The organism is Flavobacterium sp. ZB4P23, from assembly GCF_003970375.1.
GTDB lineage: Bacteria > Bacteroidota > Bacteroidia > Flavobacteriales > Flavobacteriaceae > Flavobacterium.
Genome location: NZ_RYDK01000003.1, coordinates 279,625 through 295,422, shown reverse-complemented (window position 1 = coordinate 295,422; position 15,798 = coordinate 279,625). Strand labels below are relative to the sequence as shown.

Genomic DNA, 15,798 nt, shown 5'->3' with positions numbered 1-15,798 from the left:
GAAACGAATACGCACCACTTTCTTTATGGTTCTTCTCTACTCTTCTTTTACAACACTCTTTCTTCTGGGCAATCCCAACTGCACATTGAGTAAGGACAACGAGTATACAAAGGCAGGTGCGGCGGTACGCATGGCGGCATGATTAATGGTTAAAAACCAGAAGGCAACAAAACACAATAAAAACATATTGAACTTGTTTTCCAAGTACAAAACCAAGGGTGTAAAAAACAAAATCAGCAATGCTATTATCCCTAAAGACCCATGCTCGGCCAGCATCCGGGTAATTTCGTCGTGGGACAACACTTTGATCCCCGTTTCATCCTCCCGTACTTCCACTCCTTTTCCAACTCCTACACCAAAAATAGGGTTCTTCAAAAACGTATTGATCTCATTTAGTGCCACATCTTCCCTGCCGGTAAACTGGCTCTCTTTAGCCCTTCCTGCGGCATCTTGATTGGCATAGCGCTTGTCAATAAGGCCGCCCGTCTGAAAGGAGGTGAAGGTCCAAGTGACAAACATTGCAAACACTAAGAATACGATAATATAATTCAATTTTGCCCTTCCGCCAAAATTAGATTTAAAATACAAGAACGCCAGCAACAAAACAATCATCAAGAATCCGGTAATCATTCCTCCTCGGGAGAAAGTAATGATTCCTCGATAAGTGATATTTAACGCAAGGATCAGGTTGATTATAATTTGGAATTTTGTTTTAGAATCCAATATTACTCTGGAAAAAAAAATAAACATCCCCAGTCCTAAAACCGTAGCCACCTGATTGGGGCCATACCCTCCAGAAGTTTGAAAATTAGATTCGGTTCCCGTTATGACTTCCTGTAAATCTGGTGTATAAAAAATCAGATATGCCACACAACTAATAATAGGAAGACCCATGCTCAGCAGGATTGTATTCATCTGATCCAATCCAATCTTTCGCCGAAAGGTGTACAAAGAAGCCAGTCCCAAACAAACGGGACCCGAAAGGTTAAAGGCAATCGCTTTGCGAATATTCGTGTTAAAATTCAATACAAAAGTCGAAATAATAACACCGGGGATTAGTAACAATAGAAAGATCCAATACGGAATGGCTCCTTTAGAAAAACCGCTGTAATACATCCCGATAAGAACAAAGAGTACAACCCCGTATTTGGAAATTTCATAGAGTGGATTTCCACCGGTCATTCGCAAAAAGACTTCGCTCCCTACCACATAAGCCGCAGCAATCAGTGCTTCGTTATTTCTGTTTTGTTTTTTTACGATATAATAAATTCCAAAAATAAAAATAGAATAGCCGTATATTTTTGCTGTAAAAGGCAACAAATACCCCAATGCACCCACCACCACATGGAAAAGAATTAAATAGAGATAGGATCGATCTTCGTTTTTCATTTGTAACTATTTTGCAACCAATTTAAATACTGTGCGATAACCGCTGTTTCTGAATTGTGATCCAATACTGTTTGATATAGCGCACGACCAAATTCCAGTTGCAGCCTCTCACTATCGATTAATACAACCAATGCCTCATAAAAGATAGACTCCTGTTGTGCCGCAACAAGAAAACCGTTTTTGCCATTTACAACCAGAGAAGCTATTTCTCCTACTTCAGTGACTACTACCGGTTTTTTATGCCAGCCATATTCCAAAAGCGCCACTGGTAGTCCCTCAGATTGTGACGTTAGGATCCCGATTGTCGCTTGCTGCAAAATATGGGCTACATCTTGTTGGGTACCGTAAAGGAACACCTTTTTTTCTAAACCAAAAGCACGGATTAAATTCTTAATTTTCTGGGAATAGGCATCATTAAAATCTTTTCCAACCAAATGAAACGTCCACTCAGGATGGGAAATCTTTAGTTTACAGGCGACTTCCAATACTAAGAAATGATCTTTTTGTGCTCTCAAATTAGCCAAACAAACAATCTGCTTTCCGGGAATTCCCTTCAAAAAGGTCTCTGCTTTACTCTTCTTTGCTTCCGATGGAAAATTAGGCAAATAAATGGTGTTCCTGAAATTCAATTTTTGTTCCGCCCAAAATTTTAATTTTTGATTGACGGTAACAATACCATTAAAAAATGGAGCGGTGAGTCGTAAAGCACCCAATGGTCTTTTTGATAAAAATTCACTATCGCCATAATGATCGTGCCAAATTAACTTAATCTTAGGATACGTCAATTTAAGTAATACCGCAGTAAAAAATGATGTACCGTGTGCATGTGCGATTGTAATTTTATTCTGTTTTACAAATGATTTCAATTTTAAAACTGACCTTAAGTCGAAAGTGTGTTTTTTATTTAAATACAAATAAGAAACATCCGCATCAATTTGATGGAGCAGTGGCCCTTCATTTCGGGTGACGATCAAACCTGCAAATTCAATTTTTTTCGCTAGCGCATTGGCATAACTGATCGCCATACGCTCCGCTCCACCTGCCTCGAGTGAATCTATAATTTGAATGATTCTCATGTTGTTGTTATCACTTATGTTACATATTAATCTACTCCCAATAGTAGCAAACCCACTCAAAGAGACGAGTTAAACTCAGCATCAACGTGCCAGTAATTTTTTAATTTCCGCTTCGAAAAAATCCATCGTATAGCCCCTGGACCATTCTGCTCCTCTGGTTTGTTTGTAATCAAAAAGGCTTTGGTTACTCAAAACCGATTCGATTTGCAAAATATCTTTTTCAAGATCCATTTCCAGCAAAATCCCTCTGTTCCCATAATCCAGCATAAAAGGCACACATGAAACAGCGGTTGCCAGAGGAACACAACCCCAAAACTGACCCTCGGCAATCACTTTTGGCCACCCTTCACTCTCTGAAGGCAACACTACAAAATGACTGTCCTGATAGGCTTTTTGCAGGGTTTCTTTGGATTGATTTCCTTTCAAAAAAACAATGGACTCGAGCTGATGCGCTGCAACATACTCCTCTAAGACTTTACGTTCTACTCCTTCCCCATACAGTCGCAAACGCACTAAATACCCTTTTTGATGCAAATTTTCGATCAATTGAACAGCATACAGCGGATGCTTCCCATGGACTAATGTACCTGCAAAAACAAAATCGACCACACCCTGTAACACTTTTGGAACCACTGCCAATTTATCTTTTTCAGAATAGGTAGCCGTAAAAAAAGGTTTAATATTTCCAGAACTGCCCTTCCACTCGCCATACACTAAAACCTGCATGTTTCGGGTCAAAAAAGTGTTGCTTAAAATCCATCGTTGCAGTTCGTAGGTCCAAGGGTGCTTGGATTCAGGATCCCAATTTCCGGCATATTTAGCTGTTTTTGGAGTATTCGGAAATAAAATTTGAACAAAACAACCCAACAACCCTATGTTTCCAGGACACCGTAAATGAATGTGATCAGCAGATTTCATGGCTTTAAATAAAACCCAAAGCAATCCGGGAAGTTTAAATAAAGTAAGTAAAATAGCTTGTATCGATAATAAATCAAAACTTGGAACAGGAATAAAGTGTATGTTTTGATGCTGGTAAGAACTGTCAATGGCTGTTGCTTTCCCTGAAAAAAAGGGAGCCACAATCACTACTTGTGTTACATGGTTGCCCCAAACATTCATTTCTCTTACGTAGGGAGCGTACGCATAATATAAATTATTCACTTTCGAATGCGGCACGTGGGTAATGATTACGAACTTCATATTTAAAATACTGTTTATATCTTATTTTGGTTTTCTTATCCACAAACTCCACCAACCAACGGTTCTGCCTACTGCCTCTGTAAAAGCTTCTTTTTTACTACTGCTGGTAAAGGTATTGCTAAACCGAATACCAGTCAAAAGTAATGTAATTGTGTGCCATTTTAATTGATGTTCTAATGTTGGCTTAGGATTTTTCGTTCTCCAGACATACCAACCATTTCGCACGACCATTTTACCATATTGATATTGATTGGGTCTTCCTGCGGTATCGTGATAATGATACAATCTTGCAGCAGTGCTCAAGTACAATGCCCCTATTTTAGACACTCGTAAAGAAAAGTCGGCATCCTCATACAATCCATAACCTTCAAAATAAGTAGAAAAATGCAACGTATCAAACACCTTTTTTCTGAAAGAGGAAACACCTCCCATCAACATTTCAACTTCATACGTTTTACCACTCGGAGGCAAAAATCCCACACTACGACCGTGTGAATATAAGGAAGAATAACCCGGTGGACAATCACTGTCTAATCCTAATTTTTTTCTTAACACGAATCGGCTGCCATCTTTTCTTTTCCATCCATCAAAATAAAATTCATCACTTTTGGAGTGATACTTTTCACCAACAAATTCCGTTTTAGTTTCATCAATAATGTACCCGCCAACACCTAAAGCCTGCGGATAAACCTTATACGTTTGTAACAGTTCTTCAAAATAAGTAGCCGTCAAAACAATGTCATCGTCTAAAAAACAGATTATTTCTATATCAACTGCTACTCTTTCAATTCCGTAGTTGCGTTGCTTAGTCAGACCACGATGTTGTGGTGGAACGACGAAATATTTTAAATGATCAAATCGATTATTCTCTATCATTACCGATGTATCCTGATTAGTTGACCCATCGATGATCATAATTTCATCTGGATACTTTGTTTGCTCTTTCACAGACTCTAATAGCTGTAATAAAGCTTCGGCACGCATGTACGTACAAATTAGTAATGAAAATTTCATTGTTATTGGTGTCTAATTCCTAAATTCTGCAATTTTTGTGCATAAAAAACCGACTTCTTAAATTGAATATTCTTGTAAGGAAATCGAAATAAACGATACAAAAAAGCAACTTTAGAACCCGTAAATAGATAATAGGTAAAATGTTTATACTTATACTCTCTCAATTGTTTAGGACTGTAATGCTTCATTATCCCATACATAATTGTTGGACTAGGAACCGGTTTTATGTTTTTCACAGGAGCATCCAGTTCCCAGGGCTGTGCTTTCCTTTTTTTTCCAACAATCTTAGCTTGAGTTCCCCAAAAACGATAGCCTCCGCTGGGTGGTTTTAAATGTAAATTAGCAGCAAATGGATTAGCTAAAACAGTTACTCCGATTTTACTTAACGACATTCCAAAATCACTGTCTTCGCCATAACCGCCATCAAAATTGACATCATTACCGACCAACTGATTTACAAACTCCCGTTTGACACAAGAATTCGCATTGCTAAACATTTGAGTACAGCCCGCAATAAATGGGGGTCGACTCAATTGTTCCAACTTAAGAGCCAAATCCTCTAAATTCTGTTGGTGGTGATCCGCACGGATATCCAGTCCGTTGCAGGCTCCAACCGAATAGGTTTGTAAGAACCGAATGTGGTTTTCGATGAAATCCGCAGGGATCCGAATATCATCATCCCCAAAAACAATATAATCCCCCGTGCATAGAGCAATCCCCTCATTTCTGGCCCTACAACTACCCTTTGTCTGTTGCCAAATCACTTTTAATTCAAAGGGATACTGCTTTTGTTCGTAGGCCGTTTCATCTCTGTCGCTCAAGGGAGTGGCATCTACAACAATAACCTGGGTCGGTTTATAGTTTTGATTAGACAAATCATCTAACAGTTGTAAAGTGTATTCTTGACGGAACATCGTAGGTATAATATAACTTACTGTAGGATTACCTTGAATAGCAAGAAGCACCCGAGAAGGAATTCTAGCCGTTATGTCCCTTTTTTTATAGGTATTCTTGACTCTGAACAAAGTAATCCATTCTGAAATTTTCAAGAAACCTAATCTGTAAATCATAAAAATGGCATGGCTTATTTTATAATTTTTCCTAAAAAAAAGATGACGATCTCTTCTTGAAACTATCACCTTTTCTATAGCCGCATTTGTAAATAAATTTTTTACATATAATGGAACTCCTCCCAAAAAACGGTTGCATCGAAATCCAAAATCTAAAGCCTGCATTTGAATATTTTCAAAATCGGTATCAAAACCTTTTGTGAGGTCCCAAACTGATTTACGAACTGCAAAAGCATTGGGATTAATCCTCCAACTGACACATTGATCTAATCCATCAAAATCATTCAAATACCAAAAGAATACAGCAGTCTGATAGACCAATTCAGGGAAAGCATTTTTATAGCCCTGCTCAAAAGAACTATGCCAAATATCGCCTGCTCCAGTAGACAATAGCTCCAATTGTGAAAAATCAGGAGTACCGGCATACAATAGTACTTCACCTGACGTCGTTGTATATTCTTTTAATTGTATTCTTCCCATTTATCGTTTAAACTTAAATCTACCCGTTGGGTGTAATTAATAAAAATTTCAATTAATCTTAAATAAAAAAATTGAACCACACTTCGACCCGTTAATCTCTGTTAGCATCCTACGTTTTAATAATCCTTTCTATCAGGTCGGAAGTACATATTGAGCGTAGACGAATTGTAGTCGAAGTCATGCTTTTTTAACTTAGCTGTCTGATTCTAACCTAACACAAACTTTTTTATAAAACACTACACTCTGTTGCGCCACTTTCTCCTTACTAAATTTTTCTTTCACTTTCTTTTCTGCCGCTAAACCAAACGCTTTTTGCAAAACAGCATCATCTAACAGTTGAATAATTTTTGTTGCGTATTCCAAATGATTTTTAGGATGTACTAAAAACCCATTGATACCGGCATCAATCACTTCTTGTGCCCAGCCAATATTTGAGGCTACAATAGGTTTTTGCAGCGCCATGGCCTCAATCCAAGACACGGGCAAAGCCTCGGCAAAAGTAGGAAACACGCAAATTGTTACCGTACTAATATGCTTTTTGATGTCCTGATATGGTACAGCCCCTAAATAAGTCACATTGAGCAGCGCAGCTGGAGAAAATATTCCTTGCATCATCTGCCAAGTGGAAGAATTCCCTGATATGATATCGGGAACATCTTTCCCTAACAAAATCAATTTAGCATTTGGATTTTTAGCGACCACTGCATTAAAAATAAACGGCAACTCTAACAATCCTTTTTTACGAATTAAACTCCCAAAATATAGAATCGTGTTCTTGTTTTCTTTGTTTTTATCATCCGGACTAAACGCATCAAGATCAATACCATTCGGAATAATCGTAAATTGCTTGTTTAAACCAAAGACCGCATTCGTAGTATCGGCCGTAAACTGACTTACTGAAAGCAAGCCATCTGCCTTTTTCAATGCTCTTTTTTCATGAAATTTATTAATCCACTTTACAGGCCGCCGATCCAAGTGACAAAAATAAGTATCCGAGCCATGCAACCGAATCACAACCTTACATTTTTTAGGAGAGATAAAAGAGGTGATTCCCGTCCAATCCGGAGCTTCTACCACATCAATTTTTTTATCCTCGTATAAAGTATCAATAATATTCTGCAGTTTTTTCCGGGTCAAATACCACGACAATCCCTTAAATTTGACATTCCTGATCTGCTGAATACAAATACCACTGTCATAAAAAACAGCTTCTTCTTTTTGGGCATACACTAAAACGCGTACCGAACAGCCTTCTGCCAAAAGTCCCATTGCCAGATTTTTAATACTGGTACCTATTCCGCCGGAGCTTCCTGTTTTTGGGTGTGGATATTCCGGGCTTAAAAAAGCTATTTTCCTCACCTCAACCTTCTCCAAAATAAAGGGAGCCACTGCTGAATATTCGTTTCCCATCTTATCTATTAAAAAAATCTTTTATAATTACACTGGTAAACCGTCGTGCTCCAGTATCATTCAGATGCCCGCAGGACGAAAAATACTGATCTCCTTCTACCGTATTTTCATAATTGTAAATTTCAGGATAGCATTGTTGCACTTTTTCAAAATAATTTAATCCTTTAGTATTGGTGCACATCGGGGTCATGACAGCTATCAAATTGATGTTGTTGTCCTTGCAAAGCTGTTTAATTTCTTCATAATATTTGTTCCGTAACGGTTTTAAATTAGTCAGATTGTTTTTCATGTTACCCTTTTTTTTGACTAACGGATAATATCCTAAATGAGCCAAATTTGTAGTAGGCTCTTTCGATACCGTTTTATAGAGTTCTCTAAACCCAATCTTGGAATCAAATGCAACATACCTGTAAAAAGGAATGTAATACAATTCTTTAAAATCGGCCTCTTTTAAAAAATGATTTCTGATTGTTTTAGAATCATGGATAAAGGGAAGAAAACGAGAAGAAACACCCTCATCTCGCTTTTCATTTGATAAATTCAAATCGGCCTCGAGTATCACATTTTTTATAGTATACTTTCGTTCCACCATTAATTTTAACAGTAGGGATGCTTCAAACAAATGTCCTCCGCTCATCCCAAAATTAAATGTTTTCAATCCTTTTTCTTCAAACATTGGAGCCACAAAATGATTGTTGGCTCTGGAAGATCCTAAAATTACCACATCATACTTGCGCGCTGCTGAATTGTAAACATAATCAATTTTCCCTCTATTCGACGACTGTACATAAACTGTTGTGTATAGAAAATCCAATACTACTAACAGTAAAAATAGTAGCACGAGGGTTTTGACTGTAAAAATTAAAAACTGCTTCATTGTTGTTTTGTTCTGTATTGTATTTATAGTTTTATTCTAAATAATTTCTTTTTCCGTCCCCATCCCTAAAGGGTGGGAAAAAGAAAGACTACGACCTACTAATCAAGAGCATTCTAAATTTCCGGTTCCCTTTAGGGTCACGGTAAACCGGAAATTTATCCCGCAGCAATAAACGCTTTTATTTTATCTATAACTTCCGGCAACTGCGCTAGTACTTCCTCATTTGTAAATCGGATTACTTTTAATCCTTGAAATTCAATATGCTTTGTTCTTTCTTCATCTAATAGCTGTTGTTCTTCAGTCAGATGATATCCTCCATCAATTTCAATTACTAACTTTAAGGCATGACAATAAAAATCGGCAACGTAAAAACTAAGAGGATGCTGCCTCCTAAATTTAAATCCCTCTATTTGATAGTTTTTAACTGCTAACCAAAGTTTTTCTTCCGCTTCTGTTGCATTATCTCTTAATTTCTTTGCATTTGAAAAAATTTTCGGAGATGCACCTTTCCACATATTCTCAGACTGAAGCGTTTTTTTATCCATAACTCAAACTATATTTTTATTTCAAAAACTCAAGATTCCTTTAGGGTTGGGGTAAAACGAAAATCAACCTCTCCTATTCCTTTTTCCTTCCCCATCCCTAAAGGGTGGGAAAAAGAAAGACTACGACCTACTAATCAAGAACGTCCTAAATTTTCGGCTCCCTTTAGGGTTGGGGTAAAACGGAAATCAACCTCTCCTATTCCTTTTTCTTTCCCCATCCCTAAAGGGTGGGAAAAAGAAAGACTACGACCTACTAATCAAGAGTATTCTAAATTTTCGGTTCCCTTTAGGGTTGGGGTAAAACGAAAATACCACACTAAAACTGAAAATAAATAAATTCTTTATAATCGGAATACGTTCCTAATGCCACAATTGCTGCAAGGCATAATCCCAACTTTAAATAACTGTAGCGTCCAGAAATAGGTTCCACTTGCGTTCGGCTATTCCATTCCACAACAATAAAAGCAAGTATTAAAATGATGATTTCATAATTGTATCGCTCGTTATCCAAATACTGTGATGCAAAATTTCCATTGGTAAAAATACGCCCAATATATTCAAAAGCATCTCCTATCGATTTTACCCGGAAGAAAATCCATGCCAGGCAAGTTAATGCGAATGTACTGATAATGCTAAAGAAAACTGTGACGGAGGCAAAATCCCAATGCAAGGACACTGTTTCCATATTAGATCGATTCCGCTTCAAGAGCAACAATGGCAAAAAATACAGGGCATTAATAAAACCCCAGGCAATAAAAGTCCAATTGGCACCATGCCAAAAACCACTGATTAAAAAAATAATAAAGGTATTGCGGATTTTCATTCCCATACCTCCACTGCTGCCTCCCAAAGGAATATATACGTAATCCCGAAACCACGACGAAAGAGAAATGTGCCAGCGCCGCCAGAACTCTGCGATATCACGAGAAAAATAGGGGTAGTTAAAATTGCGCAGCAAATCGATTCCAAACAATTTAGACATTCCCAAAGCCATGTCAGAATAACCCGAAAAATCCCCATAAATCTGGAAAGCAAAATAAACGGCCCCAAGAACCAACGACAAAGAATTCATGGATTCATAATTATCAAAAATCGCATTGGCGTATGTAGCGCAGGTATCCGCAATTACCACTTTTTTGACCAATCCCCAGACAAACTGAAAGATTCCTTCTTTGGCTTTTTGATAGTCAAAACTGCGTTTCACTTTCACTTGTGGTAATAAATGTGTGGCTCTTTCAATGGGTCCCGCCACAAGCAGTGGAAAATAACTGACAAACAACGAGTAATCGACAAAATTATATTCTGCCTTAATTCTTTTTAAATAAATATCAATGACGTATGATAATCCGTGAAACGTATAGAAGGAAATACCCACCGGCAAGATCACGTTGAGTAGTAAAGGACTCGTTTGTAACCCAAACCCATTCAACAACTCCGAGAAAGAATCTGCAAAAAAATTATAGTATTTAAAAATTCCCAGGAAGCCCAGATTTACACTGATACTCAGCCAAAACCAAAATTTCCGACTCCGTACCGTCTTGGCCTTTTCTATCCGAATACCGGTATAATAATCTAAAAACGTCGAGAACACCAACAGGAACAAAAAACGCCAATCCCAACAGGAATAAAAATAATAGCTGGCTATAATGAGCACTGCATTTTGAGCACTTTTGGTTTTATTACAAACAAACCAATACAACACAAATACGATTGGCAGGAAAACGGCAAAGGATAAGGAATTAAAAAACATACGTACGGGAACGGATTTGACGGTGTAAAATTAAGATTTATTCTCTAATACCAATGCTAAATGGTACTCGACCATTCTTGCCAGTGAAAAACGGTTTTCAATGAGGGTTCTGGTATTCGTTTCAATTCTTTTATGACCCAAATAAACGGCTTCAAGAATATTCTTTAGAGCCATAACATCTTTTGCTTTATAAATAAACCCATTTTCCCCGGAAACAATAACCTCCTCATTACCACCAACATTTGTTGTGACTACAGGAACATTGGCAGCTAAACTCTCTAATATCGATAAACTGAAACACTCCATGTGGGTAGGTTGCAGCATATAATCATATTCCGAAAATAACGCTTTCAGGTTAGAAATGCTGCCCATAAAAGCAAAACAATGGGTTACATCATAGTATTTCATCTTTTCAACCAAAATACTTTTATAAGGCCCATCTCCGTAAAGATCAATTTTAATTTCCTTCTGTATCGATGTAGGAAGCAGTGCGACAGCAGCAATTAAATCCTGAATCCCTTTAGATTCACGTAGGTGAGATGCCGTCAAAAAGATGGGATGCAATGTGTTTCGATTCATTCGTTGTAAAATATTTTCTAGCACAACCCCGTTATAAATAGTCAATGTCTTCTTTTTCAAATGAGAACCAAAATCATGAATAATTTCATTGACGGTATAATCAGAAACCCCTATAAAAACAGCAATATATCTGGAAAATAAAATTCCTTTGATTCTTTTCTCGATTCTCTTTTTTAAAGGATAGCCGGAAAGAGGTCTTGGATTATGATCCACGGCAATTATTTTAGCGCCGCTGAACTGCTTTATTTTATAAAAAAAAGGAGTACATAATTCGACAAAATGGGTAATGATATGCGTGTACGCTGTTGCATTGGTGGTACAAAAACTAAGAAAATGATTTTCTACGGATTGATATCCACTCTCAAAAATCGTTAAAGTAACATATTCGCCATGATCGGACTGATTCGGAAAAAACCAATCTACCTGAATATTATTTGCTGCACATTTCTTGTCAAACGCCCAAAAAAAGTAATCCATTCCGCCTACTCTTTCGGGTAATAGTTCATAATTACAAAGCACTGCTATTTTTTTATTTTCGGTCATTCCATTGTGATAAAGTTGTAGCAATACGCTGACTGGTTCCGTTTAATTTTTTGCTTATTTGTAAGTCAATCATAGCCTTTCTTTCTTTAGTTCGTGCCAAAGGATTGATTAAAGCCTCCTTGATTTGGTCAATTAATTCGGTTGGATTTTGAGCGATGGTCACGGATTGGCTCTCGACTACTTTTTTGAAATGATCATATCCTAAAAAACGTTGGTCATCATACAAACCATTTTCAGGATTTCCAAAAACAGTATTAATTACCGCTTTGTCAAATAACATAAAATCTAAACTCATTGTAGAGCACATGTTAATATTCAAATCAACATATTCCAACAAAGAACGTAAATCCATGATATCCTCCTCACTAGGAATGCGTTGAGACCAGCTTTCAGCATGATTCTCCCGAGTCAAAATCCATTTGGGCGTATTCCAGATAATTTCAGGAAACTCTTTTTGTATCGCAGCAAAACGCTCTGGTTCTTCTGCTGGAGAAGTCCGTACAACAAGTTGACATGGAATTCCTATTTTATTTTCTCGCATGGCATTGGCAATAGTCCGAATCACAACAGGATCATTCGCTCCGATACTGGCATCAGCACAACTGAAACAAATTATTTTCTGACTCTCCTTTAAATTAAATTTAGCATAAAAATCTTGTTTTTCTGTTTTGTATTTGTCCATCACATAAGGCTCAAATTGAGGTGTTCCCACCACTCTTACCTGTTCCTCTTTTACATTCGGATAAAAATACAACAGTTCCTTTTTCATTAAATCACTCCAAACCAAAAAATAATCAAAAGTCCCTAACATTCTTCCTTTGGAGGCTAAATTATCCCAACTGAAAATAAAACTGCTGACTGGTATTTGAGATTGGATAGCTGCATATAAAAAAGGGGCTAAATACGAGGGTCTTTGATGGGTGAAAAAAACATGAGTCGGTTGGTCTTCTTGCAATAATCGAAGATACCCTTTTGCTATTCTATGTTTAGAAAAAGACAAAAACTGTAATTTTTCTACAAACAGAATACTGGCAGAAGAGTGCACTCTCTGCGTAAAAAAATAAATAATTTTGACTAAAAGAGATCGGGCAGAGATTGTTTTGGGATACCCGGATTCCAGGTTGTCTTTCATACCATAAAAAGACTTATAGTGTTGTAGATGAGCTAGCTCTTTCCATTTCCTGAAAAACCAGGTCCATTTGCCTTCTACAAAAACATCCAATTCTTTTATAGTACTTGTAGACTGTAAATCCGCAGGATAAGCACTGATAGGCAACCCCGAATAAATGATAATAGTATCAAATTGGAGTCTGGCTTCTGTTAAAAAGTCACTCATTACAAAATTCCGGAATCCAACGCCATCAGTGATTACTATACCTAGTTTCTTCATTAAATTTTTTTTTATTTAATATCGTAATATCGTTTTTTATTATACCTGAAAAAAGAAATTGGAATTACTCCTTAGTTGTGCGAACCATTTCAAACAGACTAATGCACTGCCAAATATGAAAACTAGATTGGATATTACCTTCAACGTAGCGCTCTAATTCTTTCTTTAGTTCTTTTATATCAAACCATTTTGAATATTCTGAATTTTCGATCGACGCAAAACATTCGGTTACCCAATTCTTCAAATCATAAGCCAACCATTCCCTTTGTGGCGTTTGCAAAGGTCTTTTAGGTGCAAAAACCAAATCATTCACCAAATATTCTGAGGCGATTTCTCGTAACATAAATTTAGTTATTCCGTTCTTTATTTTAAAATCCAATGGTAATGAAAAAGCAAATTCTACTAATCTATAATCCAAAAAAGGTTCTCTTAATTCCGTGGAAAATAGCATCGAAATTCGATCATTAAATCGTAGCGCTCTTGGGATTTTCGTATAAAACAAATCGCGATATTGCTTATTTAACAATTCATTATCAAAAGGTTTGGGATAGTTTGGTTTTTCGGATTTTGCCAAAAAAGTATCCGAAAGCATATACCTTTTGAATGGTGAATCCGTAACTCCTTGAATGGTTGTGTCGTTTTCTTGGACGTAATAATCATAGCCCGCCCATTGTTCATCCATCCCTTGACCATCGAGTAATACCAATACGTTATCTTTTCGAGCTTGTTCGAAGATTTTGGCGTAAGCCAAGGTTGGAACTCCACCAAAAGGCTCGTCTTGTTGAAATGCTACTTTTTTAGTAAAATCGGGAACTTCATCTGCTTGAAACAGAATTTTAGTTAACGGGTTACAGGTTTTGGCTACCATTTGTTCTACCCAAGGCAATTCATCGTAGTCAGGATTATTCGTGTAAAAAGTATAACCATTAATTTTAGAATTATCCTTTTGAAGATTGACTAAAGCCAATAATACGGAACTATCCAATCCACCACTAATATTAAATCCAACAAGAACATCGGATCTAAAACGCAAATTAATACTATCTTTTAAAAGAGTAACATAATGTTCTTTGGCCTGCTCAAAAGTTAAATTCTTAGGTTGCTTTGCTACTTCTTCTTCAAAAAAGTACCATTTTTTTAGGATCAATTGCTGGTTTTGAAATTCTAAAAAATGGCCGCCGGGCAATTGCAAGATCTCCTCCCAAAAAGTTTCGTCGGGATTTCCATAAGAACCATAAGCAAAATAAGAAGCCCAGACTTTTTCGTTTGGAATTCTTGAAATACCCGCAGCGTGAAGCGCTTTTATTTCTGATGAAAAATAAAACGAGTTCTTTTCTTTACAGAAAAAAAAAGGTTTGACACCAAATCGGTCTCTTGCAGCAAATAATTTTTTGTCTTGATTATCCCAAATAGCAAAAGAAAACATACCGTTCAATTTTTGCAGGCAGTGATGCCCGTAAACAAGAAACGAAGCTAGTAAAACTTCGGTATCGGAGTCCGTTGTGAAAGTATAGTGTCCTTTCAATTCGGCTTTGAGCTCAATATAATTATAGATTTCACCATTAAAAATAAGAACATACCGACCAGAAGGATCCAAAAAAGGTTGATTGGATTCTGGGGATAAATCAATAATCGCCAATCGATTATGTCCTAAAGCAGCAAAATTCTTATCACTATATTTTCCTGTGGAGTCAGGACCTCGATGGTGTTGACTCATCAGCATGGCATCCAACTGATAGGCTTCGAAATTCCCAATTATTCCCGCAATACCGCACATTATTTTTGATTGTTTTTTATCATTTGCTCCGCCCTATCCCAATCGGTTAACGTATCAATATTTACATAAAATTCAGGAGTAGATTCGATGAATGAAATACTTTTTCCGTACAAAGAATGTTGTTGCAATAGCACTTCTGTTTTCATTATGTAAATACTTCCGTCTCTATGATAGGCATTGGGGAGTTCTTGTCTTCTGCTGATTATTTGATCTTCTCCGGTAGAGATTTTTAAATTTCCTTCGGAATTAAGTTCAAACGTCCAATGCGGATTATATTCATGTGGCACTTTTTGAACAGAAACTAGAGAATCACAATCGCTTGTAATGAATTTTTGAATAGCATCATCTAAGAATTCAACAGTTCTAATAGGACTTGTCACTTGAAGTACACAAACAGCATCAAAGGAGATGTCTTGTTTATCATACCATTCTAAAGCATGAATAATAACATCTATAGTAGGTGTTGCGTCTTGGGCTAATTCCTCTGGTCGTATAAATGGCACTTGAATTCCCAAGCTTTTAGCCACCGTAATTATTTGTTGATCATCACTGGACAAAATCACAGCAGTTAACAGCTTTGATTCCAAAGCAATTTCAGCAGTATATTGCAATAACGGTCTCCCGTTGAGCAATTTAATGTTTTTTCCTGGGACTCCTTTAGAACCTCCTCGTGCTGGGATAATACCTAAAATTCGCAT

At 37.0% G+C, this 15,798-nt stretch carries 13 protein-coding genes; all 13 read right to left on the bottom strand.

Annotated elements, in window-relative coordinates:
- Window positions 1-36 precede the first annotated feature (36 nt).
- Entirely contained in the window at window positions 37-1,389 is a 1,353-nt protein-coding gene (locus EKL99_RS06920; RefSeq protein WP_126576642.1) for an O-antigen ligase, read from the bottom strand.
- Complete coding sequence (locus EKL99_RS06915; protein ID WP_126576641.1) at window positions 1,386-2,465, bottom strand: glycosyltransferase; 1,080 nt, start codon at window positions 2,463-2,465, stop codon at window positions 1,386-1,388. Before EKL99_RS06915 ends, EKL99_RS06920 begins: the two co-directional genes overlap by 4 nt.
- Window positions 2,466-2,546: 81 nt before the next feature.
- Window positions 2,547-3,665: a glycosyltransferase gene (locus EKL99_RS06910; protein WP_126576640.1), complete on the bottom strand. Its 1,119-nt coding sequence runs from the start codon at window positions 3,663-3,665 to the stop codon at window positions 2,547-2,549.
- A gap of 21 nt (window positions 3,666-3,686) precedes the next feature.
- Window positions 3,687-4,679, bottom strand: coding sequence for a glycosyltransferase family 2 protein (locus EKL99_RS06905; RefSeq protein ID WP_126576639.1), 993 nt, complete (start codon window positions 4,677-4,679; stop codon window positions 3,687-3,689).
- Window positions 4,680-4,681: 2 nt separating this feature from the next.
- Complete coding sequence (locus tag EKL99_RS06900; protein WP_197037220.1) at window positions 4,682-6,229, bottom strand: glycosyltransferase family 2 protein; 1,548 nt, start codon at window positions 6,227-6,229, stop codon at window positions 4,682-4,684.
- A gap of 192 nt (window positions 6,230-6,421) precedes the next feature.
- Complete coding sequence (locus EKL99_RS06895; RefSeq protein WP_126576638.1) at window positions 6,422-7,639, bottom strand: glycosyltransferase family 4 protein; 1,218 nt, start codon at window positions 7,637-7,639, stop codon at window positions 6,422-6,424.
- Window position 7,640: 1 nt separating this feature from the next.
- Window positions 7,641-8,453: a hypothetical protein gene (locus EKL99_RS06890; RefSeq protein ID WP_370453906.1), complete on the bottom strand. Its 813-nt coding sequence runs from the start codon at window positions 8,451-8,453 to the stop codon at window positions 7,641-7,643.
- A gap of 218 nt (window positions 8,454-8,671) precedes the next feature.
- Complete coding sequence (locus EKL99_RS06885) at window positions 8,672-9,061, bottom strand: endonuclease domain-containing protein (RefSeq protein ID WP_231507394.1); 390 nt, start codon at window positions 9,059-9,061, stop codon at window positions 8,672-8,674.
- Between the two features lie 316 nt (window positions 9,062-9,377).
- The gene (locus EKL99_RS06880; protein WP_126561647.1) at window positions 9,378-10,811 is read right to left on the bottom strand and encodes an MBOAT family protein; all 1,434 of its coding nucleotides are present in this window, start codon (window positions 10,809-10,811) and stop codon (window positions 9,378-9,380) included.
- A 30-nt stretch (window positions 10,812-10,841) separates the two neighbouring features.
- Window positions 10,842-11,933, bottom strand: coding sequence for a glycosyltransferase family 4 protein (locus tag EKL99_RS06875; RefSeq protein ID WP_231507393.1), 1,092 nt, complete (start codon window positions 11,931-11,933; stop codon window positions 10,842-10,844).
- The gene (locus EKL99_RS06870) at window positions 11,920-13,323 is read right to left on the bottom strand and encodes a hypothetical protein (RefSeq protein ID WP_126563328.1); all 1,404 of its coding nucleotides are present in this window, start codon (window positions 13,321-13,323) and stop codon (window positions 11,920-11,922) included. Before EKL99_RS06870 ends, EKL99_RS06875 begins: the two co-directional genes overlap by 14 nt.
- Before the next feature lie 64 nt (window positions 13,324-13,387).
- Window positions 13,388-15,100 carry an asparagine synthase (glutamine-hydrolyzing) gene (gene asnB / locus EKL99_RS06865; RefSeq protein ID WP_126576637.1) on the bottom strand — a complete coding sequence of 571 codons (1,713 nt, stop codon included), beginning with the start codon at window positions 15,098-15,100 and terminating at the stop codon, window positions 13,388-13,390.
- The gene (locus EKL99_RS06860; protein ID WP_126576636.1) at window positions 15,100-15,798 is read right to left on the bottom strand and encodes a cytidylyltransferase domain-containing protein; all 699 of its coding nucleotides are present in this window, start codon (window positions 15,796-15,798) and stop codon (window positions 15,100-15,102) included. Before EKL99_RS06860 ends, asnB begins: the two co-directional genes overlap by 1 nt.

What these genes read in the sequence shown, in the direction of transcription:
- EKL99_RS06920 (WP_126576642.1), bottom strand. Translation starts at nt 1,389, where the DNA reads ATGAAAAACGAAGATCGATCCTATCTCTATTTAATTCTTTTCCATGTG.
- EKL99_RS06915 (WP_126576641.1), bottom strand. Translation starts at nt 2,465, where the DNA reads ATGAGAATCATTCAAATTATAGATTCACTCGAGGCAGGTGGAGCGGAG.
- EKL99_RS06910 (WP_126576640.1), bottom strand. Translation starts at nt 3,665, where the DNA reads ATGAAGTTCGTAATCATTACCCACGTGCCGCATTCGAAAGTGAATAAT.
- EKL99_RS06905 (WP_126576639.1), bottom strand. Translation starts at nt 4,679, where the DNA reads ATGAAATTTTCATTACTAATTTGTACGTACATGCGTGCCGAAGCTTTA.
- EKL99_RS06900 (WP_197037220.1), bottom strand. Translation starts at nt 6,229, where the DNA reads ATGGGAAGAATACAATTAAAAGAATATACAACGACGTCAGGTGAAGTA.
- EKL99_RS06895 (WP_126576638.1), bottom strand. Translation starts at nt 7,639, where the DNA reads ATGGGAAACGAATATTCAGCAGTGGCTCCCTTTATTTTGGAGAAGGTT.
- EKL99_RS06885 (WP_231507394.1), bottom strand. Translation starts at nt 9,061, where the DNA reads ATGGATAAAAAAACGCTTCAGTCTGAGAATATGTGGAAAGGTGCATCT.
- EKL99_RS06880 (WP_126561647.1), bottom strand. Translation starts at nt 10,811, where the DNA reads ATGTTTTTTAATTCCTTATCCTTTGCCGTTTTCCTGCCAATCGTATTT.
- EKL99_RS06875 (WP_231507393.1), bottom strand. Translation starts at nt 11,933, where the DNA reads ATGACCGAAAATAAAAAAATAGCAGTGCTTTGTAATTATGAACTATTA.
- EKL99_RS06870 (WP_126563328.1), bottom strand. Translation starts at nt 13,323, where the DNA reads ATGAAGAAACTAGGTATAGTAATCACTGATGGCGTTGGATTCCGGAAT.
- asnB (WP_126576637.1), bottom strand. Translation starts at nt 15,100, where the DNA reads ATGTGCGGTATTGCGGGAATAATTGGGAATTTCGAAGCCTATCAGTTG.
- EKL99_RS06860 (WP_126576636.1), bottom strand. Translation starts at nt 15,798, where the DNA reads ATGCGAATTTTAGGTATTATCCCAGCACGAGGAGGTTCTAAAGGAGTC.